Consider the following 25086-nt stretch of genomic DNA (forward strand, 5'->3'; position numbering starts at 1 on the left):
CCATGAGCGACATGACCTGCAAGCTGCTGATCATCGGCGCCGGTCCCGGCGGCTATGTCTGCGGCATCCGCGCCGGCCAGCTCGGCATCGACACCGTCATCGTCGACGAGCAGAAGCCCGGCGGCACCTGCCTCAATGTCGGCTGCATCCCCTCCAAGGCCTTGATCCATGCGGCCGAGGAGTTCCACAAGCTGTCGCAGTTCGGCGGCAGCTCGCCGCTCGGCATCACGGTGGCTTCGCCGCAGATCGACCTGTCCGCCACCATCGACTGGAAGAACGGCATCGTCGCCCGGCTGAATGCCGGCGTCGCCGGCCTCTTGAAAAAGTCCGGCGTGCGGCTCTTCGCCGGCAAGGCGACCTTCCAGGACGGCAAGACCGTCAAGGTGACGACCGGCGACACTTCCGTGCAGATCCGCGCCGAACAGGTGGTGATCGCCACCGGCTCGGCGCCGGTGGAACTGCCGTTCCTGCCGTTCGGCGGCAAGGTGATAGGCTCCAGCGAGGCGCTGTCGCTGCGCGCTGTGCCGGAGAGGCTCTGCGTCGTCGGCGGCGGCTATATCGGCCTGGAGATCGGCACGGCCTTCGCCAAGCTCGGCGCCAAGGTCACCGTGGTGGAGGCGGCCGAGCGGATCCTGCCGCAATACGACAGCGCCCTCACCCGCCCCGTCCTCAAGTCGCTGCAGGCGCTCGGCATCGAGGTGATGCTGGCGACCAAGGCGAAGGGGCTCGGCGACAAGGGGCTGCTGGTTGAGACCGCCGAGGGCAGTGAGCGCGAGATCGCCGCCGACAAGGTGCTGGTCACCGTCGGCCGCCGTCCGCGCTCCGACAGCGCCAACATCGCCAGCCTGGGGCTGGCCACCGACGGGCCGTTCCTGCGCGTCGACGACCGCTGCCGCACCTCGATGCAGGGCGTCTTCGCCGTCGGCGACGTCACCGGCGAGCCGATGCTCGCGCATCGCGCCATGGCGCAGGGCGAGATGGTGGCCGAGATCATCGCCGGCCACACGCGCAGCTGGGACAAGCGCTGCATCCCGGCGGTGTGCTTCACCGATCCGGAGATCGTCACCTGCGGCCTGTCGCCAGACGAGGCGAAGGCACAGGGTGGGGCGGTGACGACGGGGCAGTTCCCCTTCGCCGCCAATGGCCGCGCCATGACGATGGAGGCCGAGGACGGCTTCGTGCGCGTCGTCGCGCGCAAGGAGGACGGGCTGATCCTCGGGTTGCAGGCGGTCGGCCGCGGCGTTTCGGAACTCTCTGCGGCGTTCTCCATCGCCATCGAGATGGGCGCGCGGATCGACGATATCGGCGCGGTGATCCACGCCCACCCGACCCAGAGCGAGGGCCTGCAGGAAGCCTGCCTCGCCGCGCTCGGCCACGCGCTGCACATCTGACGAGGCGGCGGGCTGTCCGGTAGGACGCCCCTTCTCCGGCTTCGTCCTTGCGGATACGAAAATGGCCCGCGCCCCTCTCGGGACGCGGGCCTTTTCTGCGGCGGGACGGACGGAGCGGCGGAACCTGCGGCGCGGTTCCGTGACGCCCCTCCCGGCTCGTCGCGATCCGCCGGCCCGCATCTTGCCGGTCCGGCGGGGGAGCTCGTGTGCCGGCGGTCTAAATACCGGCCGACAGAAACCCTCCATCGACCACCAGAATCTCGCCGGTGACGAAGCTGGCGGCCGGCGACAGCATGAAGCCGATGGCCTCGGCCACCTCTTCCGGCGCGCCGTAGCGGCGCTGCGGGATGCGGCTGATCCAGGCGTTGCGGGCGGCATCGCTGTGCAGCCCGTCGAGCAGCGGCGTGCTGATCGGCCCCGGCGCGACCGCGTTGACGCGAATGCCGAGCGGGGCGAGCTCACCAGCCATCACCTTGGTCATCGTCACCACCGCGCCCTTGGAGGCGCCATAGGCGGTGCGCAGCGAATTGCCGATCAGGCCCGACACGGAGGCGATGTTGACGACGGCGGCATCCGGCTCGCGCTCGGCCGCCACGAAGGCACGCACGGCGAGGAAGGTCCCGACCACGTTGACGTCGAGCACGGTGCGCATCAGCTCCGCATCGGTCTCGCGGAAGGGCACCGCGCGGGCGATGCCGGCGGAATTGACCAGGCCGGCGAGCGGTCGGCCGAAGCGCTCCTGGATGCCCTCGAAGGCGAGTTGCAAACTGCCCTCGTCGCGGATATCGGCGCGGGCGCCGAACAGGCGGTCGGACGCGCCCGCGAACTCGGCGGAGAGGTCGGCGATCGCCTTGTCGAGCGCCTCGCGCGACATGTCGAGCAGCGCCACTTCCGCGCCGCGGGCCAGCAGCCAGCGGGCGGTCGCAAGGCCGATGCCGGACGCCCCGCCGGTGACGATATAGCAGCGGTCCTCCAGCGACCGGATTGCAAGTGTCATACGCTCATGTCTCCCAGTTCCCCATGCGTTCGCCCCCCATACGTTCGGCCCCCATGCGGGCGGCCTGCGCCTCGCCGGCCGCCACCGTTCTCGCCAAGACTGTGTCCGCCAGTTCCGTTTCGCCAGGATGACAGGACCGTGCGCCGTCCGGCAGCCACTCTTCCAGCACCAGTTCGAAGGTCACGCAGACCGGATTGTGGCCGGAGACGAAGCGGCCGCCGCTGATCGCGCCGTTCGGCTCGGCAAGCACGCCGTGCAGCACCGCGACCGGCGTGCCGTCCGCATCCGCCTCGACCATGCCGCTCATGCCGATCACCTCCACCGCCGGGCCGCGCACCACCTTGATATGGCCGGAGGAAAAGGCGACGCAGGCATCGGTCAGACTGCCGAGCCCGGCGCGCAGGAAACAATGGGCGAGCCCCTCGCTGAGGCAGATCTTCTCGACCGCCTGGACGAGATCCTCGTTGGGGTGGACGCGGGCATAGACCGTGCGGCCGGTGCGGCCGCTGACAAGCATCACCTCTGCGCTCATTGTCCCCCTCCTGAACGATCCAGCGGCCGGAACAGGGTGTGGTTGGTCTCCGCGTCGGGAAGCTGGCGGATGTCGAACCCGTCGAACACCGTCATGCGGACCCGAACGCCCTCGCCGCCGATGCGGCTGGCGGCCGTGTCGAGATGGCCGCCGAACACCCGGCCCTCATGCGGTTCGGCGAACCAGGCATGGCAATGCAGCAGCGGCGCGCCGTCGGCGCCAATGCCCAGCGTCGCCGCCCCGCCGAAGAGGCGAACAGTGCCGGCGTCCCGCATCGGCGTGTAGGTCACCACCCGCGCGCCGCCGGGATCGGGTGCGGCAAGGCAGTAGATGCAGGGCTCCAGCGCCCCCGACAGCAGCTCGAAGGCGGCCGGCCGCCACTCCCCGCCGGTTGCCGCGCGCATCGCCGCCACGAACGCCTCGACCAGCGGCGCGCCGGGGGCAAGGCGCACCAGACTGGAGCGCGCGCCCTGCCTGGCATCGCGGCCGAGGGTGATCCGTTCCCGCGCCACCGGCCCCGGCTGGCGCAGCAGGCGCGCGGCGGCGGGAAGGCCCCGGGTAAGTCCAGGAGCAAGACCGGCGGGCGCCCTCACCTCGCCCCCTCCAGAACCGGCGCTTCGGCAAGTCGGCTTTCCAGCAGCTCGCGCACGGTCTTCTTGGTGATCTTGCCGTAGCCGGAGCGCGGCAGCGCGTCGAAGACGACGAAGCGCTTGGGGATCTTGTAGCCGGCGATGCGGGTCGCAAGATCGGCCTTGAGCTGCTCCGGCGTGATCTCGGCGCCCGGCTGCAGCACGATGGCGGCAACGCCGACCTCGCCCCATTTCTCGTCCGGCATGCCGACGACGCAGGCCTCGGCGATGGCCGGATGGGCGACCAGCTTTTCCTCGATCTCCAGCGGATAGATGTTGGAGCCGCCGGAGATGAACATGTCCGAGGCGCGCCCGGTGATGAACAGGAAGCCGTTCTCGTCGAAATGGCCGATGTCGCCGGTGCGGAACCAGCCGTCGCGGAAGGCCTCCGCATTGGCCTTCTCGTTGCGGTAGTAACCGTTGAACACCGCCGGGCCGATGACGCAGATCTCGCCGTTTTCCAGCGGCGGCAGCGGTTTGCCGTCCATGTCCTGGATCTCGATCTGCATGCCGGTGCGGGCATAGCCGCAGGTGCCGACGCGCACGCCCGGCCCATCTTCCGGGTCGTGCAGATGCGGCGGCAGCACGGTGATGTTGCCGGTCACCTCGCCAAGGCCGAAATACTGCACCAGGCAGCGGCCGAGCTTGCGCAGGGCCGTCTTCTGGTGCTCGCGCAGCATCGGCGCGCCGGCATAGATGACATGGCGCAGCGAGGAGTGGTCGTAGCGGTCCACCGCCGGGTCGCTGACCAGCGCGGTCAGGATGCTCGGCACGGTGAACATGTTGGAGACGCGGTGGCGCTCGATCAGGCGGAACGCCTCGTCGGCATCGAGGCTGCGCGAGGCGGTCAGCACGGTGGTGACGCAGCGCGCCACCTGGATGAGCTGGTGAATGCCGGCGCCATGCGACAGCGGCGCGACGACCAGCGAGGCATCCTCCGAGGTGGTGCCCGGCATCAGGTCGGCGAGATGATTGGTGATGACGAAAGCCATCTGCCCGTGGGCGAGCACCGCCGCTTTCGGCTTGCCGGTGCTGCCGGAGGTGAAGAAGAACCAGCAGGGATCATCCCGCTCGACGGGCGCTGCCCGCAAGGGCGCGCCGCGCCCCGCCGCCACCAGATCGGCATGGACATGCTCGCCGTCGCGCCCCTCGCCGATGCAGATGACGATCCGCGCCCCGGCGTCCCGCGCCGCATCGGCATGGGCGGCGAATTCCGGCTCGTAGATGATGGCTTTCGCCTGCGAGGAACTGGCGATATGGGCGACGTCGTCCGGCAGAATGCGGAAATTCGTCGGCACCCAGACGGCGCCGAGCTTGAACACCGCGAACATCGTCTCGAACATCTCGACCGAGTTGCGCGACTGGACGATGACCTTGTCGCCGAAGCCGAGGCCGAGCCCGGCAAGCGCACGGGCGAAGGCATCGACGCGGGCATTCATCTGCGCCCAGGTCACGCTGCGCTCGCCATGCACCACCGCCAGCCGCTCCGGATGGCGGCGGGCGGCCTCGGTGAGCAGGTCGCCGAGGTTCATCACCCGGTTGGACATGCGCTCGGCGCCTTCCACCCTCATTTCAGCCGCTCCAGGATCGAGACATAGTTGGCGACGGCGGCGCCGCCCATGTTGAAGACGCCGGCAAGCTCCGCGCGGGGAAGCTGCATGTCGCCGGCCTCGCCGCAAAGCTGCATCGCCGCCATCACATGCTGCGAGACGCCGGTGGCGCCGATCGGATGGCCCTTCGACTTCAGCCCGCCGGAGGGGTTCACCGGCAGGCGGCCGCCGAAGGCGGAAATGCCCTCGTCGATGATCCGGTGGCCCTCGCCCTCGCGCGCCAGACCCATCGCCTCATATTCCAGCAGTTCGGCGATGGTGAAACAGTCATGGGTCTCGACGAAGGAGAGATCGGCGACGCCGACCTTGGCCCGCTCATAGGCGGAATTCCAAGCCCGTGCAGCGCCTTCGAAGGATGTCTTCGAGCGGCGGCTGAGCGGCAGGAAGTCGTTCACATGCTCGGCGGCGCGGAAATACACCGCGCGCGGGGCGGTGGTCAGCGCGGTGTCGGTGTCGGCGATCACCATCGCCGCCGCCCCGTCGGAGATGAGCGAACAGTCGGTGCGGCGCAGCGGGCCGGCGACGATCGGGTTCTTCTCCGAGACCTCGTTGCAGAAGTCGAAGTCGAACGGCTTGCGCATATGGGCGTAAGGATTGGCCATGCCGTTGGCGTGGTTCTTGGCGGCGATCCGGGCAAGGCTGGCGCGCCGGTCGCCATGGGCCTGGAAATAGGCCTGGGCGATGTTGGCGAAGACGCCGGCAAAGCCGCCCTCCACCTCCGCCTCCTCCTTGCGATAGGAGGCGCCGAGCAGGATGTCGCCGACCTCGGGCGTCGGCGTCGCGGTCATCTTCTCGACGCCGACGACCAGCACGCGGCGGGCGCGGCCGCTCTCGATCTGGCGGAGGCCGGCATGGATCGCGGCCGAGCCGGTGGCGCAGGCGTTTTCCACCCGCGTTGCCGGGGTGAAGCGCAGCTCCGGCACCGCGAGGGCGACCAGCGAGGCCTGGAAATCCTGTTTCGCAAAGCCATTGTTGAAGGTGCCGAGGAAGATCGCGTCGATCTCCGAGGGACCGACATCAGCATGCCGGAGACAGTCGCCGACGACTTCGGCAATCAGCTCCTCCGCCCCTGCCGCATCCGATTTGCCGAACCTGGAATGGGCCCAGCCGATCATGCAGGCTGCCATCGCGCTCCTCCCTGCGACATTTCACCAGCATCTTCACTATAGAGCCGGAATTCCGGCTGATCTTGTCTTTTTGAGCCGCCCGAATAGACTATCGCGCATGAAACTCGCGCCCTGTCGCGCAGCCGGAGCTGAACCATGCAGCCGCTCGACGATACCGATCTGAAGATCCTCCGCGTGCTGCAGCAGGACGGCTCCCTCTCGGTGACCGAAGTGGCCGAGCGAGTCGGCCTGTCGCAGTCGCCCTGCTCGCGCCGCATCAACCGGATGATCGAGGACAAGGTCATCCTCGGCCGCTCGATCATCCTCGACCGCCGCAAGCTCGGTTTCGACGCCACCATCCTGGTGCGGATCAAGCTGTCCGGCCACGGGCGCCAGTCGATCTCGGTGTTCCAGGAAGCGGCGCTGAAGATCCCGGAAATCCAGGTGGTGCAACTGATGCTCGGCGAGTTCGACTTCAACCTGCGCGTCGTGGTGCGGGACATGGATCACTTCCAGACCCTGTTGCGCGAAAAACTGGTGATGCTGCCGGGCCTGCACGAAATCCAGAGTACGGTGATCCTGGAAGAAACCAAATACACCACGCATCTGCCAATATGACTGCCGAATATCGGGCCCCGAACGCCCGATTAGCCACTTTTAATATTATATATATTGATATCATTATTATAATTGAACTCTGAACAGCAGGGCAATAAGGTCTCTCTACAGGAACGGTGCAGCGAAACACGCTCCGGAACACCTGCGGCCTCGTGGCGGAATGGCGACGCAAGGGATTGCAACTCCCTAAATCCTGGTTCGACTCCAGGCGAGGCCTCCACTCCCTTCCCTTGCAACGATCTCCTTGCACAGCTCTCCCTGCGATGATCCCGGCTCAGGCGGGCTGCGGCGTGCGCTCCTCGCAGGCGTCCTCCTGCCGCCGGCGCAGGGCCTGGCGGTCGATCTTGCCGGTCGAGGTGCGCGGCAGCAGGTCGACTGGCACGAAGCGCTCCGGCACCATGTAGTTGGGCAGCAAGGCGAGGCAGTGCCGCTTCAGCGCGCGCGCGTCCGGCGCCTCGCGCTCCGCGATGAAACAGGCGGTCAGCGTGCGGGTGCCTTCCGCGTCGAGTTCGTCGATCACCGCGACCTCGCTGATGGCGTCGTGGCGCAGCAAGGCCTCCTCGACCTCGCCGATATTGACGCGGAAACCGCGGATCTTCACCTGGGAGTCGCGGCGACCGACATAGTGCAGCGTGCCGCCCTCGCCGATGCGCACCAGATCGCCGGTGCGGTAGATCGGATCGGGATAGAGGTCGTGGCGCGGGTCCTGGACGAACTTCGCCGCCGTCATCGCCGGATCGCCCCAATAGCCCTTCGCCAGCGTCGGTCCACGGGCGCAGAGCTCGCCGACGGCGCCCTCCTCCGACAGCACCTCGCCGGCCTCGCCCAGCACCAGCACATCCATATGGGCGCAAGGCACGCCGATGGGCAGCGGACCGTCGCCCGGCAGGCCGGTCAGCGCGTGGCAGGTGACGTCGTTGATCTCCGTCGCGCCATAGATGTTGTGATAGCGCGCCTTCGGCAGGCGGGACATGAGATCGCGCAGTTCCGCCGGCGGATAGGGTTCGCCGGCAAAGAAGATCAGCCGCAACTGGTCGAATTCCGGACCCGGATCGCCGAGCTGGCGGGCGATCATCCGCAGCACGGACGGGACGGACTGCCATACGGTCACGCGGCTTTCGGCGATGAAGCGCACCAGATCCGTCGCCATGAAGGACAGGCCCTGCGGCACCAGATGCACGCAGGCGCCATGCGCCAGCGCCGTCCACACGTCGAACAGCGACAGGTCGAAATGCAGCGGCGAATGCGAGGCGACCCGGTCCTGTGCCTGAAGCTCGAAATACGCCCCCGCCCAGTCGGAAAAGGCGACGATGGCGCGGTGGCTGATCATCACGCCCTTGGGGCGGCCGGTCGAGCCGGAGGTGTAGAGGATATAGGCAAGGTCCTCGTCGATGATCTTCGACGGCGGCGGCGCGGCCGCCTCGCCCCTTTCCTCGCCTTCCGGCTCCAGCATCACCGAAGCGATGCCGCGCGCCTCCGCCGAGAGCACGAGCGGCACGCCGCCCGTCACCAGCACCGGCGGCAGTTCGCACCCCTCCGCCGCCAGCGCCTCCAGCCGCTTGGCCTTGGTCCCTGAGGAGATCAGCATCGACGGTTCGCAGTCCTGCAGGATGCCGGCAAGCCGCGGCGCCGGCCCGGTCGGGTCGAGCGGCACGCAGATCGCGTCGGCCATCATCACGCCGAGCAGTGCGCCAACCGCCTCCGGCGACTTGTCGAGCCAGACCGCGACCCGGTCGTCGCGGCGCACGCCACCGGCATGGAGGGCGCGGGCGATGCGGACGGCAAAGTCCTGCAGCTCCGCCCGCGTCCAGGTCGTGCCCTCGAAGACGATGGCGGCGGCCTCCGGTGCCTGCCGCGCCAGAGCCTCGAGCAGTCGCGGAATGATGCGCGCCATTGTGGTCGTCTCCTGATTTTCTAAATGTCGTAGCGGCCCATCAGCCAGGCGAAATACTGGAAGCGGGGGCCCAGGAAGCGCTCGGCCTTGCCCCACATCTCGTCGTCGGTGATGTCGCTGGGATACTTGCGCCCGACGGCGCTGCGCTCGAACAGCGGCCGCAGCAGGGTCAGCGCCAGGATGTAGAAGAGATCGTGGTCCATCTTGTAGGACTTGCGCCGGTCGCCGTCCCAGCCGCCGAGAATGTCGTCCCGGTGCTTGGTGAGCAGCGCCAGATGCGGGATGAAATAGCCCCACATCCGGCGGGAGATGGCGCGGATCTCGGCCTCCGGCACGTCCGGGAAATAGCCGGCGATCTTCGCGGCGATCGGATCGAACTCCATCAGGTTGTCAATCGTGTACTTGCCGAGCGCGGTCGGATAGCCGAGCTTGCCGACCATCCGGTAGATGGCGCTGGCGAGGTCGCGCCAGGCCTGCATCGCCTTTGCCGCCTCCGGCAGGTGGTTGATGTCCTGCACGGAATCGAGGTCGATCAGGAACAGCCGCTTGCTCTCGACCGAGTAGACGAAATTGCCCCAGTCGCCGGAATAGCGGTAGAGCTCGGCCAGCGAGAAATCGTGCAGCAGCTTGCCGGCCTCGCGGGCGAGCTTGCAGATGACGGCAAGGCGGACGCGCTCGTCGTCCGGATCGCCCTCGATCCCGAGCGCTTCGCGGATGTCGTCGTAATGGGCGTCGAAGGCCGGGTCGCTGCCGCGCGCCATGCCGGCGCCGAACAGGATCTCCGAGATGCGATAGGCGGCGGCGCCGGGCGACAGCGTCAGCACCGCGCCCATCGGCTGGCCCTGGAAGGTCAGGTTGCCGCCATACTCGATCACCGCCAGCGGCGCGATGGTCGGCACGCCGTGGCGCACCAGCCGCTCGGCCGACCAGAACTCGCGATGCGCCCGCTCGTGGACGATGCCGCCGATCGGGCTCGGCGAGCTGTAGGCGTATTTGTACTCGCCCTCGTTCGAGATGCCGAAATGCGGATAGGTGACGAGATATTCCAGGAGGTCGGTCAGCGGCGGCACCGGATCGTTGCCGGCATCGTCATGCAGCTTGTTGGAATATTCCGCGTCGCCCGGCAGGATCGGGTTCCACAGGCCGACGCCCTTCAGCTTCGCCGCATGGAAGGTGACGGTGGGATCGTCCTTCAGCGCGATCGGCTCGTTGAGGCTTTCCCAGGAGCCGCGGCCGCGCCGGGTGAAGGTCGGCACATGGCCGTTCCAACTGGCGATGTCGAGCAGGCGCTGGAACTCGCCGTCCGAAATGGTCAGTCCGTCGAACTGGTGGGTGATCCGGTAGTCCAGCTTCTGGTGAGCGTTGATGTTCATCGAATAGCGTCCTGAATGAAAAGGAAAAGCCGGGTCAGGCATAGGCGATCAGGCATACGTCCTTGCGCCGAAGATGGCCGAGCCGACGCGCACGCTGGTGGCGCCGTAGATCACCGCCTTCTCGTAGTCGCCCGACATGCCCATGGAGCGGCGGGAAAGGCCGGCCTTGTCGGCAAGCGCGGCCAGCAGCTCGAAATGCGGCGCGGGATCCTCGCCTGCGGGGGGAATGCACATCAGCCCCTCGATGGTCAGCCCATACTCGTCGCGGCAGCGCGCGACGAAGGCGATGGCCTCATCCGGATCGATGCCGGCCTTCTGCGGCTCGCGCCCGGTATTGACCTGCACATAGAGGCGCGGGCTGCGGCCCTGGCGGGCGATCTCGCGGGAAATCTCGGCGGCGATCTTCTCCCGGTCGACGGACTCAATCACGTCGAACAGGGCGACCGCGTCGCGCGCCTTGTTGGACTGCAGCGGCCCGAGCAGGCGCAGCTCGATATCGGGATATTCGGCCTTCAGCGCCGGCCATTTCTCCTGCGCCTCCTGCACCTTGTTCTCGCCGAACACCCGGGCCCCGGCAGCGATCACCGGGCGGATCGCCTCCGCGTCGAAGGTCTTGCTGACGGCGACCAGCGTCACCGGGCCGGGATCGCCCTCGCGCACTTCCTCCGCCGCCGCGATCTTCTGCAAGACCGCCGTCAGCCGCTCCACCGATTGATCCTTGGTCATGGTCGTCACTCTCTGTGTCGGTTGTGGATAAGAAGGCCTCACACGCCCACGCCGAACAGGCGCGGCACCAGCAGCGTCAGGATGGGAAACAGCGCGCACAGCACCACGATCACCACATGGGCGAAGGCGAAGGGCAGCGACTCGCGCACCGCGCTCTCGTAGGGGGCGTTGGCTATTCGCGCGGCGGTCATCAATGTCAGGCCGACAGGCGGGGTGATGTTGCCGAGGTTCAGCGCCAGCAGCATCACCATGCCCGCATGCAGCGGGTGGAAGCCGAGCTCGACCAGCGCCGGGGCGAGCACCGGCACGGCGATGATGATCGCCGGCAGCACGTCGATGAACATGCCGATGACGACGAGCAGCGCTGCGACCGCGAGGATCTGCACCACCGGGTTGTCGCTCATGGTGGCGATGGTCTCGGCCGCATGGCGGGCGATGCCGGAGCGGGTGACGAACCAGCCGAGCACATTGGAGGCGCCGAGCAGCAGGAACACCACGCCGCTGAAGCTGACGGTGGAGACCAGCGACTCCCACAGGTCCTGCCGGGTCAGCCGGCGATAGGCGAAGCCGCCGAGCGCGAGCGCATAGATGCAGGCGATCACCGAGGCCTCGGTCACCGTGGTCAGGCCGGTCAGCACGCCGCCGAGAATGACCAGCGGAATGCCCATGGCGGCGAGCGCGCTGATGCCGGTCGAGACGATCACCGAGAGCATCACCCGCTGATGGCTGGCATAGCCGCGCTTCCACGAGATGATGCCGCTGACGATCAGCATGGCGAGGCCCATCATCAGCCCCGGCACGATGCCGGCGGCGAACAGGCCGAGGATCGAGATGTCGCGCAAGGTGGCGGCATAGGCGATCATGATGATGCTGGGCGGGATGATCGGCCCGACGATGGCCGAGCAGGCGGTGACGGCGGCGCAATAGGCGGCGCTGTAGCCCTCCTTGCGCATGGAGGGGATCAGCGTGCGCCCGATCGCCGCCGTCTCGGTCACCGCCGCGCCGGTCAGCCCGGCGAACATCAGGCAGGTGGTGACGTTGACATGCGACAGCGCGCCGGGCACCCGGCCGAACAGCGAACTGGCGAAGGCGATCAGCCGCTCGGTCAAGCCGGCGCGGTTCATGATCTCGGCGGTGATGATGAAATAGGGCACGGCGATCAGCACGTAGCCGGAGACGCCGGAATAGAAGCGGTCGGCAAGGATGCCGAGGAAATCCGCCCCGCCGATGGAATAGGCGCCGATCATGCCGGCCGCGGTCAGCACCAGGCCGAGCGGCAGGCCGATGAACATCAGCACGACGAAGGCGAGAGAGGCGCTCATCCGGCGACCTCCGCGACGCGGCGCGCCGGCGTCGGTCCGGCCGCTTCCGCCAGGCTCGGCGGCGATATGCCCGCCTCGGCCGGTCCGTCGCCGTAATCCAGCCCCGCCTCGGCGGCCTCGACCTCCTCCGCCGCCGCGCCGATGGCACCGCGCTCTTCCAAAAGGGCCATGCCGTCGACGAGGTGCAGGCACAGGATCGCGCCGGCCACCGGCACGGAGGCCGCCGTCCAGTGATGCGCCACCTGCAGGCTGGAGGAGATGATGTAGAGGTTGCTCGCCTCGCGGAAGAAGCCGAACCCGTACCACAGCAGCGCCAGGGCGAAGAGGCCGATGGCGGCAAGGTTGATGCCCTGCGCCAGCCGCGCGGCCCAGCGAGGCAGCATCCGCGCCACCGCGAGGATGGCGATATGCTCGCCATACTTGAAGGCGACGGTGATGCTGAGCATGCCGAGCCAGGGCAGGAACAGGCGGAACAGCGAGGGTCGGGTATTGGCATAGGCGAAGGCGAGCGGGCCGCTGTCGAACAGCGAGGCCTGGCCGAGCCGGTGGGCCAGCGCCAGCCCCATCTCCAGCACGATGCCCGCCGCCGAGACGACCAGCATCACGGCGAGCAGCAGGGCGCAGACGACGATGGTCGCACGGTTGACCGCGTCGCTGGCCCGGCGCAGGGCGCCGACAAGCGCTCCCGGCCCAAGGGTGGAAGTCGTGCTCATGGGGTGTCTTCCCGGTCGGCTCGGCTGAAACGGGCGCGGCGCGGCGGTGGCCGGCCGCGACGGGCGGGGATGCGCGGGCACGCCCGGCCTCCCCGCCCTTTCGATCAGTCGAGATAGATCTCGATCGCGGAGCGATTCAGGTCGGCATGGATGCGCTCGACCTCGGCGCGCAACTCGTCATAGAGCGCCGCCTTCTCGCCGAATTCCTTCACCAGCCACTCGCGATAGATCGGCTGCGCGATCTCCCGCATCCGCTGCTTCTCGGCATCGGAGAGGATGTGGCACTGCTCGAACTTCTTGCAGGAGTTGACCCAGCCGACGACGGTGATCTGCGCGGCGATGCCATGCGCCATGGCGACCGCCTCGCGCGCGGCGGCGACGATGATCCTCTGGTAGTCTTCGGGCAGTTGCGAGAACCAGGCCTCGCTGACGCTCCAGGTGATGGTGTTGTAGACGTGGCCGCTCCAGGTGGTGAAATTGGTCACGTCGTAGAGCTTGAAGATGTCGTTGACGCCCGGCGCATGGAAATGGCCGTCGACGAGGCCGGTGGCAAGGCCGGTCTGCAACTCGCCCCAGGGCAGCGGCGTCGGCGAGGCGCCGAGCGCGCGCATGATCGTCATATGCGCCTGGTTCTCCTCGACGCGGATGCGCAGGCCCTGCAGGTCCTCGACCTTGGTGATCAGCCGCTTGTTGTTGGCGAAGGCGACGAAGCCGCCGCCGTCGTCGAGCGTGCCGAGGTAGCGCAGCCCGCTTTCCTTGACCATCGGCTTCATGAACTCGGCGAACCACGGGCTGTCGAAGAAGGTCCAGGCCGTCCGGTAGTCCGGGAACAGGAACGGCGAGGTGATCATCTCGTAATTGCGGTAGAAGGAGGCCTGCGTGCCCGAGCCGAGCATGACCGACTGGATGGTCTTGCCGGCGCGGGTCTGCTGCGCCGCCTCGACCTCGCCGCCGAGCGCGCCGTTGCCGAAGACCTGCACGTCGATGTCGCCATTGGTGGCGCTTTCCACCAGTTGCTCGAAATGCTTGAGGGCCGGCGCTGTCTCGTTGTTGGTGAGATCGTCCGGATAGAGATGGGCGATGGTCATGGTGTAGCGGGCGGCCTCGGCCGGGCTGGTCCAGCCAGCCGCGAGCGCCAGCGCCAGGACGCCGGTCAGCAGCAGTCCGCGCAGACCGGCGCGGCCGGACGAGCTGCCTTGCGCGCGGCTGCGAATTGCCTGCGCCGTACCCTTGTTACTTATACGTGGGAAGCAACAACAACAGTCTCCGACCGACATAATTCCCCTCCTCAAGCGAATATTATTCTATTCGATTGTAAGGCGAGGATATGAAGCGGCCTTTTGCCGGTCTAATTCTATTTTTCTATTTCTTGTGAGTGTCGTAACGTAAATGGAAGACAGCGCGACAACGCCAGCGGCCGGGGCCTTGCGACCCCGGCTCGACGTCCGGTCTCCGGCGTCCGGTCCATGATGTCCGGTCCATGATGTCCGGTCCATGACGTCCGGTCTGCACTCTCTCCAGGCGCCGGCAGCCTCGCCGCGCCTGCGAAAACCGGCCCGTCCGGCCTCCTGCACCCTCCTCCCATCAAAACGGGGTGCGGAAACCGGACGGGCGGCCCCCATGGGGCTGGGGTGGGGGCTGGGGCTGGGTTGGGTTGGGGCGGAAGCCGGGCCGAGGTCGGGGCCGGCGGCGCCCTACCCCGTCACCGCGCCCTTGTTGGCAGGCAGGGCGAGCTGGGCAAACTTGCCGAGCACGCCGCTGCGGTAGCGCGGCTCCGGCTGGCGCCAGTTGGCTCGGCGCCGGGCCAGTTCCTCGTCGGCCACTTCCAGCTGCAGCAGGTGGCGCGAGGCATCGATGGTGATCGTGTCGCCCTCCTCCACCAGGGCGATGGTGCCGCCCTCATAGGCTTCCGGCGTGACATGGCCGACCAGCATGCCCCAGGAGCCACCCGAGAAGCGGCCGTCGGTGATCAGCCCGACCTCGGCGCCAAGGCCACGGCCGATGATCGCCGAGGTCGGGGCCAGCATTTCCGGCATACCCGGGCCGCCGCGCGGGCCGAGATAGCGCAGCACCAGGACGTCGCCGGGGCGGATGCGGTCGGACAGGATCGCATCCATCGCCGACTGCTCGTCGTCGAAGACGCGGGCCGGGCCGGTGATCGAGGTCGACTTCAGGCCGGTGATCTTGGCAACGGCCCCGCCCTCGGCAAGGTTGCCGCGCAGCACCGCCAGATGGCCCTCGCGATAGAGCGCCTTGTCGATCGGCAGGATGACGTCCTGATCGGCGGAGGGCTCGTCCGGCACATGCGCCAGTTCCTCGGCCAGCGTGCGCCCGGTGACGGTCATGCAGTCGCCATGCAGCAGGCCGGCATTCAGCAGGATCTTCAGCACTTGCGGAATGCCGCCGGCCTTGTGCAGGTCGACCGCCATGTATTTGCCCGAGGGTTTCAGGTCGCAAATCACCGGCACCTTGCGGCGCACCCGCTCGAAATCGTCGAGCGTCCACTCGACCTCGGCGGCATGGCAGATGGCGAGGTAATGCAGCACCGCGTTGGTGGAGCCGCCGGTTGCCATCACCAGGGTGATGGCGTTCTCGACGCTCTTGCGGGTGACGATGTCGCGCGCCTTCAGCCCCTTCTTCACCGCCTCGACGAGGACGCGGGCGGACTCGGCGGTGGACTCGAACTTCTCCTGGTCGATATTGGCCATGGTCGAGGAATAGAGCAGCGACATGCCGAGCGCCTCGAAGGACGAGGCCATGGTGTTGGCGGTGTACATGCCGCCACAGGCGCCGGTGGTCGGACAGGCGTTGCGCTCGATGCCCTCGAAATCCTCCTCGCTCATGCGGCCGGCCTTGATGGCGCCGACCGCCTCGAAGGCGGAGATCACCGACAGGTCCTGGCCCTTCCACTTGCCCGGCTTGATCGTGCCGCCATAGACATAGACCGCCGGCACATTGGCGCGGACGATGCCGATCATGCCGCCGGGCTTGTTCTTGTCGCAGCCGCCGATCACCAGCACGCCGTCCATCCACTGGCCCTGCACCGTCATCTCGACACAGTCGGCGATCACCTCGCGCGAGATCAGCGAGTATTTCATGCCCTCGGTGCCCATCGACATGCCGTCGGAAATGGTGGGCACGCCGAAGAGCTGCGGATTGGCGCCCGCCTCCTTGATCGCCTTCACCGCCACGTCGGCAAGCGGCTGCAGGCCGGCATTGCAGGGCGTGATCGTCGAATGCCCGTTGGCAATGCCGATCATCGGGTTGTCGAAATCTTCCTTGGTATAGCCGAGGCCATAGAACATGGCCCTGTTCGGCGAACGCTCGATCCCTTGCGAAATCGTCTTCGAACGCTCGTTATATGCCACCCGCAATCCTCCCTGGACATCCCGCGGCGCCGGTCCGCCGCCGTCCCGGCCCTCCCGCGGGCCGGCTCCCGATCCAGATGCGCACCGCCGGTCCGGCCGGACTTGCCGGAACAGTGCCGGAGATCGGCGCAACCGCCTCAAATCCCACGCTGTTTCCCATCCGGATAAGGTGTGCCCATCAGCCTCCAGGCGACGGTATCGCCTCGTCATTCATTTCAGAAATATATTTCTGAGAGGGTATTAAGACGTTTTTCGACCTAATCGCGCTGCGTTCCGCCCCCGCCGACAGCGGCGGCGCCGACCCTCCCGAGCCGGCGCCCCCGTGTGCTGCTTGCGCGTTCGAATTGCAAAAGGGCGGCCGCTTCAGTCGATCCGGCCGGCGTGACCGTGGCCCTGGCCGTTGAGGTCGTGGCGGGCCTGCACCATCGCCGCCTCGGGCAGGCCGAGACCGGGAGCGCCCCCGCCCCGGCCCTGGCCGATCCCGCCGTCCTCGTCGCCGGCATGCTCGCCGAGGCCGCGGGCGATCTCGACCAGGCGCAGCACCGTCGGCGAGGGGTCCTCCTTGCGCCAGACGAGGCCGGTCTCGATCACCGGCGGCTTGCCCTCCAGGCCGACATAGCGCACCCCCATGCGGCCCAGCCGGCGCAGCGAGCCGGGCACCAGCGCGAACCCCATCCCGGCCGAGACCAGGCTGATGATGGTCTGCATCTGGATGGCTTCCTGGCCGATCACCGGCTCGATGCCATGGGACGCGAAATAGGTGGTGATGATGTCATGGAAGGCCGGGGCCGAGCGCCGCGGGAACAGCACCAGCGGCTCCTCGGCGACATCCTCGATCTTCAGCCGGCCGCTGACGATCTCCACGCGCCCGGCCCGCACCCACTCCTCCGGCACCGCCGCCACCAGCGGCTCGTGCAGCAGCGGCAGGTAGGACAGCGAGGCATGCAGGGTCTGGTGCATGGGGATGATCAGGCCGGCATTGATCTCGCCCTGCATCAGGGCCTCGACCTGCAGGTCGCTGGTCATCTCCTTCAGCGTCACCTTCACCTCCGGATAGGTGGCGCCATAAAGGCTGATCAGTTCGGGAAGCAGGTTGTAGTCGGCGGTCGTCACGAAGCCGAGCTTGAGCGAGCCGATCTCGCCGCGGGCGAGCTGACGCGCCAGCGCCGGCAGGGCCTCCACCTCCTGCAGCAGCTTGCTCACATGCGACAGAAGGTGCTCGCCGACCGGGGTCAGCGCCACGTTCCGCTTCGTCCGCTTGAACAGCGTGACGGACAATTCCTCCTCCAACGCCAGAATGGCCTGACTGAGCGGAGGTTGCGTCATACAGAGCCGCTCCGCGGCCCTGCCGAAATGCAACTCCTCCGCAACCGTTACAAAGAACTTGAGCCTTCTCAGATTCATTGCTTGCCTTCTGCTCCCTAGGATTGGCCGATTTTTGCTGTCCCCAAAAATTCGAACGCAAACCTTTATATGGCAAAAATATATATTTCTCGACACGAACGGAAAGTTGTATTTCGGTTGTAATTAAAATTAGTTTCTCGTCCTACGCGATAGTGCAATAAAGGAACTAGTTTTTGTCGCCAAGAAGGCCGAAACGGGAGGACACCATGACATATGAATTTCATATCTGTACCACCGAGAACTCGACCTTAAGCTTGAGATACGGGTAATCGCTCCAATACTGTCACGATTACCAATGTTGTTTTCGTCAGCGAGCAACACCCGGCCGCGGGCACGACCCGGCTCCGCGGAGGCGCCGGCACGGGCCGGGTTTCGCGCCCGCGCCTTTCCCGACGACCCGTCCCCGCCATCCAACCACCTGCCGGGGCGGCGCGCAAACGGCACGCCCCGCAAGGCATCGGCCGGCATCGGCCGCCGGACCTGATCACACCACCCACCGCACCACCCCGACGCAAAACCCCGACGCAAAACCCCAACGCAAAACGAGGAGCGCAGATGGACTTCAGCTTCACTCCCGAGCAGGAGGCCTTCAAGGAGAAGGTCGTCCGCTTCGCCAAGGACGAGCTCAACGAGGGCGACCTCAAGCAGCGCGATGCCGAGTGCATCCTCTCGCGCGACCTGTGGCGCAAGATCGCCGGCTTCGGCATCCTCGGCCTGCCCTTCGAGAAGGCCTATGGCGGCGCCGAACAGGACATCATCACCACGGTGCTGGCGATGGAGGCGCTGGGCTATGGCTGCCGCGACAACGGCCTGCTGTTCAGCATGAACGGCCAGATGTGGACCGTGCAGATGCCGATCGCCCAGTTCGGCACGCCGGAGCAGAAGGAGAAGTATCTGCGCGGGCTGATTTCCGGCGAGCTGATCGGCGCCCACGGCATCACCGAGGCCGAGGCCGGCTCCGACGTGATGAGCCTCGGCACCACCGCGACCCGCGACGGCGACCATTATGTGCTGAACGGCGCCAAGGTGTTCTGTACCAACGGGCCGGTCGCCGACGTCTTCGTCATCTTCGCCACCGTCGACAAGAGCGCCGGCTCGCTCGGCCTCACCGGCTTCGTCGTCGACCGCGACACACCGGGCCTGACGGTCAGCCCGAACCGCCGCAAGATGGGCCTGCGCACCTCGCCGATGGCCTGGCTGACGCTGGAGGACTGCCGGGTGCCGGTTGCCGCGCGCATCGGCAAGGAGGGCCAGGGCGGGCGCATCTTCAACAATTCGATGGAGTGGGAGCGCAGCTCGATCCTCGCCAATCTCGTCGGTGCGATGGAGCATCAGGTCGAACAATGCGTCGCCCATGCCAACAAGCGCACCCAGTTCCGCAAGCCGATCGGCAAGTTCCAGTCCGTGTCCAACCGCATCGTCGACATGAAGCTGCGGCACGAGACCTCGCGGCTGCTGCTCTACAAGGTCGCCTGGCTGAAGAAGAACAAGGGCAGTTGCCCGATGGAGGCGGCGCTCGCCAAGCTCTACCTGAGCGAGGCCTGGGTCGCCTCCTGCCAGAACTCCGTCGTCATCCATGGCGGCTACGGCTACATGGCCGACTACGAGGTGGAGCGCGACTTCCGCGATGCGGTCGGCAGCCTGCTCTATTCCGGCACCTCGGACATCCAGCGCACCATCGCCGCCCGCGCCCTCGGCCTGTGAGGAGCGTCCCGTCCGGCCTCCGCGCCGGACGGGGCCGCACTCGCCACCCCAAAGCCCGCCTGTCACTTCTGCGGATATCGCCTGCTGGAATACATATAACTCAATAGAAATTCAGTAATACCGGCGATATTGACTTGCCATATTTGCTCAATAAGCTCCTTCCGTTAGGAAAATTTCCCAAATTTCAAAGACTATCTTTTCAGTCACTGTGCATATCACAAGGGCGAGACTGCAAAAGCGGCCGCCCGAACGGAGTTGCCAACCGTCGCCGTGTCCCATGCCGGGCGCGCGACAGCCTGAGGAGGAAGGCTCGTGACTGCAATCGACCTGATGAGCGTACACAACACCCTGCTCGCCTATCTGCTGGAAAATTCGGGCGTCAACGTCTCGGGCGGCATCGACCCGGAGGAGAACCTGCTGGACAGCGGCATTCTCGACTCGCTCGGCATCGCCGAGATCACCGAATACATGGAGAAGGAATTCGCCATCGTCATCGACGAGGACGAGATCACCTCGCAGAACTACAAGACGCTCAGCGCGCTCTCCGGTTTCTGTCACAGCAAGATCACGTCGGCCGCGGCGTAAGGACCCTGTCCTTCCCTGCCACGGCGTCCGAGGAATGGCGACCATGACACGCATCAAGGCTGACCTGATCCTGGTCCATGCACCGGCGATCTTCGACTTCCGCAACCGGGACGACTTCGTTCTCGGCTGGTATGCCAGCCAGGAGAGCAGCAACGTCACCCCGATCTTCGAAATGCACCCGCTCGGCTTCCTGTCGATCAAGAGCTTCCTGGCCGAGCGCGGGCTGGACGTGAAGATCGTCAACCTGGCCTCGCTGATGCTGAAGCATCCGACGCTCGACGTGGAGAAGCTGTTCCAGCATCTCGACGCCCCCGCCTTCGGCATCGACCTGCACTGGCTGCCCCATTGCCAGGGCTCGATCGAGGTCGCCGGGGTGCTGAAGAAGGTGCACCCGGAGAGCTTCGTCGTCTTCGGCGGCATCGTCTCCACCTATTATGCCCGCGAGATGATGCAATACCCGCAGATCGACGGCGTCATCCGCGGATACGACACGCTGGAGCCGCTGGCGGACCTCGTCGGCCAGCTCAAGCGCGGCGTGCGCGGGCGCCTCGACGTCCAGAACATGGTCTACAAGGACAAGGGGGAAGTCGTCGACAACGGCCATTCCTACACGCCCGACGTGCTCAACGACGTGGCGATCGACTGGTCGAAGATGTTCCCCAAGACCGACAACCTGCTGAACATGCCTAACCTGATGGTGCTGCCGAACACCGGCTGCCAGCAGAGCTGCGGCTGGTGCTCCGGCTCGCGCTGGGCCTATCAGCGGATGATGAATGTGGAGAAGAAGACCGTCTTCCACCGCCGCTCGGAACAGCTCGCGCGGGAGATCACCACCTTCCCCAAGACCGAGTCGCCGCTCAGCGTCTACACGCTGCAGGCCTATTCGGAATCCGCCCCGCGCCTGCTTTCCTACCTGGAGGCGGTCAACGACAGCGGCGTCGTCAGTTCGGTCTCCTTCGAGCAGTTCCGCCTGACCAAGCCCTCGGTGCTCAAGCAGATGACCGAGGTCGCGCCGAACCTCGACATCTATATCAACCTGTCGCCGCAGTCGCATGACGTGGAGATCAGCCGGCTGACCGGGCGCGGCACCTATACCAACGAGGAGATGGAGGACTGGATCGCCGCCGCGCTCGATGTCGGCATCAAGGGCTTCTATCTCTGGTACACGATCGGCATGCCGAAGCAGACCCATGCCTCGGTCATGGAGACGGTCGCCTATTCGCGCCGGCTGATGCAGCGCTTCCCCAACGACAAGGTGATCCCGACGATCTTCGGCATGGTGCCGTTCCTCGATCCGGGCTGCCAGTGGTTCGAGCAGCCCGAAGAGCACGGCTACACGGTGTTCCACCGCGATCTTGAATCCCATCGCAAGTCGCTGACCCAGCCGCGCTGGCGCGACGCGATGAACTACGAGACCAGGTGGATGAAGCGCGACGAGTTCCTGCCCAGCATGTACGAGGCGATGCAGGTCATGGCCAACGACAAGGCGGAATTCGGCCGCATCACCAAGCGCTCGATCAGAATCGTCAACGACCGCATCGACCACCTGCGCCACCTCACCGGCTCCATCGACCGGGCCTATGAGCTCGACGGCGGGCTGCCTGCCTCGCTGCGCCAGGAGATCGGCCGGCACAACGACGAGATCCTCTCCTACGCGGCCGATGTCGCGCTGGTGAAGAAGCCGCTGTCGGGCCGCTGGTACGACGATCACACGGTGCCGGCGGAGATCATCGAGGCCTGCACCGGCACCGCCCGGGCCGCCTGAGCGGGCCCCTTTCGAAGGGCCGCCCGAGCGGCCCCGCGCCCCCACCGGCCGCGCCGCCCTTCCCGACCTTGCCCGCCGGCCGTCAGGCCTTGCGGGCAAGCGGCCGGCGGCGCGGCGCGCCCCTCTCTCCCAGCCAGGAGCCGGAGCCATGACCCGCGACAGCGCCAGAGACAGCATTAGAGACAGCATCAGAGACCACTCCACAGAACCCGTCGGCCTGCTTGCCGCCGCCCACCATCTGCCCGAGCGCATCTGCACGCTCGACGAGATCGTCGCCCGCGAGACGGGGCCGGTCGATGTCACCGCCGCCGCACGGCTCGGCGTCGGCAGCGTCCATGTCTTCGAAGGCGAGAGCCCGACCGACATGGCCCTTGCCGTATCCCGCAAGGTGCTGGAGGCGGCCGGCCTCTCGCCCCTCGACCTCGATGCGATCATCGACTTTTCGATAATGCCGCAGCGCTATGTCGAGCCGGCCTGGTCGATGAGCAACGAGCTGCAGGCCGAGCTCGGCGCCAAGCGCGCCTTCACGCTCGGCTATAGCGGCGGCCATTCGTCGAACCTGCATGCGGCGATCAAGTTCGCCCGCGCGCTGATCCTCGCCAATGACGACGTCAACCGGGTGCTGCTGGTCGCCGCCGACCAGGCGATCGCCGGCAACCGGGTGATCGCCGGTCTGGACGCACCGCTCACCGTGCTGGGGGATGGGGCCAGCGCCGTCATCGTCGCGCGCGGCGCGGGCCGCGCCGCCATCCTCGGCACCGCCCTGCGCTCGACCGGCGCGCTGCACGACGTGCTCAACATTCCCGGCGGCGGCATGAAGCATCCGACCCGGCTCGACCTCTACCGGCTGACGCTGGATGCGGCCAAGCATGAGCGCGCCGACCGCACCAATGAGCTCAAGGGGTTGGTCGACAGGCTGCTCGCCCGCCACGGTCTGTCGGGCGGCGACATTTCCCGCACCCTCACCGCCAACATCTCGGCGGCGGACGCGCAGGCGGTCGGCGACAGCCTTTGCACCGGCGCGCGGCTGGTGCCGGCGGGCTTTGCCTCGCGCGGCCACCTGCACGGTTCGGACCTCGTCCTCAACCTGCTGGAGCTGGAGGAGGAGGCGCCGCCCGCCGGCAGCCATGTGCTGCTGGCGACCCACGGCCACGGCTTTCTCTACGGCGCCACCTTGCTGCAATACTGACAGGGAGATCCAGATGGACCACGTCGGCATCCTTTCCGAAGCCTTCTACCTGCCGCCCGGCAAGAAGCTGGTGGCGGACGTCTTCCGCGACGAGGACGTGCCCTTCGGCACCCTGTCGAAGAACATCGACTTCCAGCGCGACATCGGCATCCACGACATCCATGTCACCGACGAATTGCCCTCGGTGCTGGCGGTCGAGGCCGCGCGCCGCGCCCTCGACCAGGCCGGGATCGCCCCCGGTGAGGTCGACCTCGTCGTCGACTTCACCTCGATCCCGGAGGATTATGTCGGCCCGACCTGGTCGGCTGCCGGCCTGGTGCAGCAGGAGCTGGGGCTGGACAATGCCTTCGCCACCGCCGTCAACACCGGCGGCTGCGCCAGCTATCATCTGGCGCTGAAGACCGTCGTCTCCCTGATGCTGGCCGACGACGACGTGTCGACGGCGCTGCTCTTTGCCGGCGACCGCACGCCGGACCTCAACAAGACCTATTACCCGATCACCGTGGCGAGCGACGGCGGCAGCGCCCTCGTGCTGCGCAAGAACGCGGCCCGCGCCCGCATTCTCGGCGTCGAGACCATCTCCATCGGCCGGCTGCACGACGTGTGGTACGTGCCGGGCCTGCAGAACCGCCAGCCGAACGAGGAAGTCACCGAGCGGCTGCTGCACATGTATGCCAAGATGGACAAGTTCAACGAGGGCGTCATCCCGATCAACTTCCGCATGTTCGGCAAGGTGATGACCCAGTTGCTCGACAAGCTGGGCCTCACCTTCGACGACGTCGACTATTACGTCTATCCGACCTTCTCGACCTGGGATCAGGCCTATTTCATGAAGAAGTTCGGCCTGCCGAAGGAAAAGGTCTACACCAGCGCGCTGAAGCATCGCGGCCATGTCCAGGAAAGCGACATGGTCATCAACTATGCGGAAGCGGTGGAGCAGAACCTCATCCGCACCGGCGACAAGGTGATGGTTGTCTCCAATGGCGCGGGCTTCGCCTGGTCGGCGGCCCTGATCCACCATTGAGCGCCGCCGCGCCGCCGGACGGCGACCTCCTCGTCCGGCGGCAGGGCCGCGCCGGGCGGATCACGCTGAACCGCCCCCGCGCCCTCAACCTCTTGAGCGAGGCGATGCTTGCCGGCATCGCCTTAGCGCTTCAGGACTGGCGCGCCGACCCGGCCATTGACCTCGTCGTCATCGATGCAGTCGGCGGGCGGGCCTTTTGCGCCGGCGGCGACATTGCCGCCGTGCATGGCCGGATCGCCCTCGGCGACATCGAGGGCGCGCGCGGCCACTGCCTTGCCGAATACCGTCTCGACCTTGCCCTGGCACGCTACCCCAAGCCCGTCGTCACCCTGATCGACGGCGTCGCCATGGGCGGCGGGCTGGGTCTCGCGCTGCACGCCAGCCACCCCGTCGCCAGCGAACGGGCGAGCTTCGCCATGCCGGAATGCGGCATCGGCTGGATCCCCGATTCCGGCGCAACGCATCTTCTCAGCTCCCTGCCCGCTCCGCTCGCCGCCTTCATTGCCCTGACCGGCGAGAAGCTCAGTGCGGAGGCCGCCGCCGCGCTCGGCTTCGTGCGCTACCGGATCGCCTCGGCCGACCTGCCGGCGCTGGCCGAGGCGCTGTGCGAAGACGGCATCGACGCCCTGCCCGCGTCCCTAACGGAGAGCGCTGCCGCCCTGCCCGGCTTCGGCCCGGACCTGGAGCAGGCCTTTGCCGCGCCCGACGTGGCGGAGATCCTCGCCCGGCTGGAAACCGGCGGCGAGCCTTGCGCGCGTGCGGCAAAGGCACTCCTCAAGGCCTCGCCGCTGGCGCTGGCGCTGACCTTGGAGGCGCTCGCTCGCGCCCGCCGGCACGGCAGTCTGGAGGCCGCGCTGGGGTTCGAATACGCGATTATAAGCCGGCTCATGATCCATGCGGATTTTTCGGAAGGCATCCGCGCCGCGATGATCGACCGCGACCGCCGCCCGGCCTGGACGCATGCCGCGACGCACCGCTTTTCGGCCGCCGAGCTCGCGCCGTTCCTGCCCGCTGCCGGCGCGCCTTTGCTGCTGCCCGGCCCCCCTTGAAAATCAGTCGCAAAGGCACCTGAACCCTGCGGAATTATATATTTCCCCCGCCTCCGGGGGGGCTTTAGATTTCTCCTGCAAGGTGCA

21 protein-coding genes and 1 tRNA gene are annotated in these 25086 nt (G+C 67.0%); 9 read left to right on the forward strand and 13 right to left on the reverse strand.

All coding sequences use genetic code 11. The features are described from left to right. The first annotated feature begins 2 nt into the window (after window positions 1-2). Window positions 3-1391, forward strand: coding sequence for a dihydrolipoyl dehydrogenase (gene lpdA, locus TSB10P1A_RS19850; RefSeq protein WP_186389676.1), 1389 nt, complete (start codon window positions 3-5; stop codon window positions 1389-1391). 217 nt (window positions 1392-1608) lie between these two features. Here lpdA and TSB10P1A_RS19855 read toward each other — a convergent pair whose 3' ends face one another. Genes TSB10P1A_RS19855 through TSB10P1A_RS19875 form a run of 5 tightly spaced genes read right to left on the reverse strand, consistent with a single transcriptional unit; the run spans window position 1609 to window position 6286 of the window. Next, the gene (locus TSB10P1A_RS19855) at window positions 1609-2388 is read right to left on the reverse strand and encodes an SDR family NAD(P)-dependent oxidoreductase (RefSeq protein WP_186389677.1); all 780 of its coding nucleotides are present in this window, start codon (window positions 2386-2388) and stop codon (window positions 1609-1611) included. A gap of 4 nt (window positions 2389-2392) precedes the next feature. Beyond that, window positions 2393-2920: a PPC domain-containing DNA-binding protein gene (locus TSB10P1A_RS19860; RefSeq protein WP_186389678.1), complete on the reverse strand. Its 528-nt coding sequence runs from the start codon at window positions 2918-2920 to the stop codon at window positions 2393-2395. Continuing rightward, window positions 2917-3513 carry a DUF296 domain-containing protein gene (locus TSB10P1A_RS19865; protein WP_186389679.1) on the reverse strand — a complete coding sequence of 199 codons (597 nt, stop codon included), beginning with the start codon at window positions 3511-3513 and terminating at the stop codon, window positions 2917-2919. The genes TSB10P1A_RS19860 and TSB10P1A_RS19865 overlap by 4 nt, the downstream gene beginning before the upstream one ends. Then, on the reverse strand, window positions 3510-5120 hold the full coding sequence (locus tag TSB10P1A_RS19870; RefSeq protein ID WP_186389680.1) for an acyl-CoA synthetase: 1611 nt from the start codon (window positions 5118-5120) through the stop codon (window positions 3510-3512). The genes TSB10P1A_RS19865 and TSB10P1A_RS19870 overlap by 4 nt, the downstream gene beginning before the upstream one ends. Next, window positions 5117-6286: an acetyl-CoA acetyltransferase gene (locus TSB10P1A_RS19875; protein ID WP_186389681.1), complete on the reverse strand. Its 1170-nt coding sequence runs from the start codon at window positions 6284-6286 to the stop codon at window positions 5117-5119. The genes TSB10P1A_RS19870 and TSB10P1A_RS19875 overlap by 4 nt, the downstream gene beginning before the upstream one ends. Window positions 6287-6421: 135 nt before the next feature. Between TSB10P1A_RS19875 and TSB10P1A_RS19880 the strand changes: the two genes are divergently transcribed. Together TSB10P1A_RS19880 and TSB10P1A_RS19885 are read left to right on the forward strand one after the other, a co-directional pair. Continuing rightward, a complete protein-coding gene (locus TSB10P1A_RS19880) occupies window positions 6422-6883 on the forward strand; it encodes an Lrp/AsnC family transcriptional regulator (protein ID WP_186389682.1) in 462 nt (153 codons plus the stop codon). 146 nt (window positions 6884-7029) lie between these two features. Further along, window positions 7030-7103 (forward strand) — tRNA-Cys (locus TSB10P1A_RS19885). 54 nt (window positions 7104-7157) lie between these two features. On the opposite strand, the gene TSB10P1A_RS19890 is transcribed toward TSB10P1A_RS19885, so the two are convergent. From TSB10P1A_RS19890 to TSB10P1A_RS19925, 8 genes are all read right to left on the reverse strand, one after another. Continuing rightward, complete coding sequence (locus TSB10P1A_RS19890) at window positions 7158-8777, reverse strand: amino acid adenylation domain-containing protein (protein WP_186389683.1); 1620 nt, start codon at window positions 8775-8777, stop codon at window positions 7158-7160. A 20-nt stretch (window positions 8778-8797) separates the two neighbouring features. Then, window positions 8798-10150: an SET domain-containing protein gene (locus TSB10P1A_RS19895; protein ID WP_186389684.1), complete on the reverse strand. Its 1353-nt coding sequence runs from the start codon at window positions 10148-10150 to the stop codon at window positions 8798-8800. Window positions 10151-10198: 48 nt separating this feature from the next. Continuing rightward, window positions 10199-10876, reverse strand: a complete 678-nt coding sequence (locus tag TSB10P1A_RS19900) for a YggS family pyridoxal phosphate-dependent enzyme (protein WP_186389685.1) — start codon at window positions 10874-10876, stop codon at window positions 10199-10201. A 38-nt stretch (window positions 10877-10914) separates the two neighbouring features. Further along, window positions 10915-12198: a TRAP transporter large permease gene (locus tag TSB10P1A_RS19905; RefSeq protein ID WP_186389686.1), complete on the reverse strand. Its 1284-nt coding sequence runs from the start codon at window positions 12196-12198 to the stop codon at window positions 10915-10917. Beyond that, window positions 12195-12911 carry a TRAP transporter small permease gene (locus TSB10P1A_RS19910; protein ID WP_186389687.1) on the reverse strand — a complete coding sequence of 239 codons (717 nt, stop codon included), beginning with the start codon at window positions 12909-12911 and terminating at the stop codon, window positions 12195-12197. Before TSB10P1A_RS19910 ends, TSB10P1A_RS19905 begins: the two co-directional genes overlap by 4 nt. 104 nt (window positions 12912-13015) lie before the next feature. Further along, complete coding sequence (gene dctP / locus TSB10P1A_RS19915) at window positions 13016-14188, reverse strand: TRAP transporter substrate-binding protein DctP (RefSeq protein WP_186389688.1); 1173 nt, start codon at window positions 14186-14188, stop codon at window positions 13016-13018. Window positions 14189-14605: 417 nt separating this feature from the next. Further along, complete coding sequence (gene ilvD, locus TSB10P1A_RS19920) at window positions 14606-16279, reverse strand: dihydroxy-acid dehydratase (RefSeq protein ID WP_186389689.1); 1674 nt, start codon at window positions 16277-16279, stop codon at window positions 14606-14608. Between the two features lie 363 nt (window positions 16280-16642). Continuing rightward, window positions 16643-17683, reverse strand: a complete 1041-nt coding sequence (locus TSB10P1A_RS19925; RefSeq protein ID WP_186389690.1) for a LysR family transcriptional regulator — start codon at window positions 17681-17683, stop codon at window positions 16643-16645. 555 nt (window positions 17684-18238) lie between these two features. Between TSB10P1A_RS19925 and TSB10P1A_RS19930 the strand changes: the two genes are divergently transcribed. From TSB10P1A_RS19930 to TSB10P1A_RS19955, 6 genes are all read left to right on the forward strand, one after another. Continuing rightward, complete coding sequence (locus TSB10P1A_RS19930) at window positions 18239-19387, forward strand: acyl-CoA dehydrogenase family protein (protein WP_186389691.1); 1149 nt, start codon at window positions 18239-18241, stop codon at window positions 19385-19387. Window positions 19388-19699: 312 nt separating this feature from the next. Next, entirely contained in the window at window positions 19700-19972 is a 273-nt protein-coding gene (locus TSB10P1A_RS19935) for an acyl carrier protein (RefSeq protein ID WP_186389692.1), read from the forward strand. A 43-nt stretch (window positions 19973-20015) separates the two neighbouring features. Then, window positions 20016-21737, forward strand: a complete 1722-nt coding sequence (locus TSB10P1A_RS19940) for a cobalamin-dependent protein (protein WP_186389693.1) — start codon at window positions 20016-20018, stop codon at window positions 21735-21737. A gap of 148 nt (window positions 21738-21885) precedes the next feature. Then, window positions 21886-22926, forward strand: coding sequence for a hypothetical protein (locus tag TSB10P1A_RS19945; RefSeq protein ID WP_186389694.1), 1041 nt, complete (start codon window positions 21886-21888; stop codon window positions 22924-22926). Window positions 22927-22939: 13 nt separating this feature from the next. Next, window positions 22940-23950 (forward strand): 3-oxoacyl-ACP synthase III family protein, encoded by a 1011-nt coding sequence (locus TSB10P1A_RS19950; RefSeq protein ID WP_186389695.1) that lies wholly within the window; start codon window positions 22940-22942, stop codon window positions 23948-23950. Further along, entirely contained in the window at window positions 23947-24999 is a 1053-nt protein-coding gene (locus tag TSB10P1A_RS19955; RefSeq protein ID WP_186389696.1) for an enoyl-CoA hydratase/isomerase family protein, read from the forward strand. Before TSB10P1A_RS19950 ends, TSB10P1A_RS19955 begins: the two co-directional genes overlap by 4 nt. The last annotated feature ends 87 nt before the right edge of the window (window positions 25000-25086 follow it).

The sequence above is a fragment of the Stappia sp. TSB10P1A genome, assembly GCF_900185725.1.
Classification (GTDB): domain Bacteria; phylum Pseudomonadota; class Alphaproteobacteria; order Rhizobiales; family Stappiaceae; genus Stappia.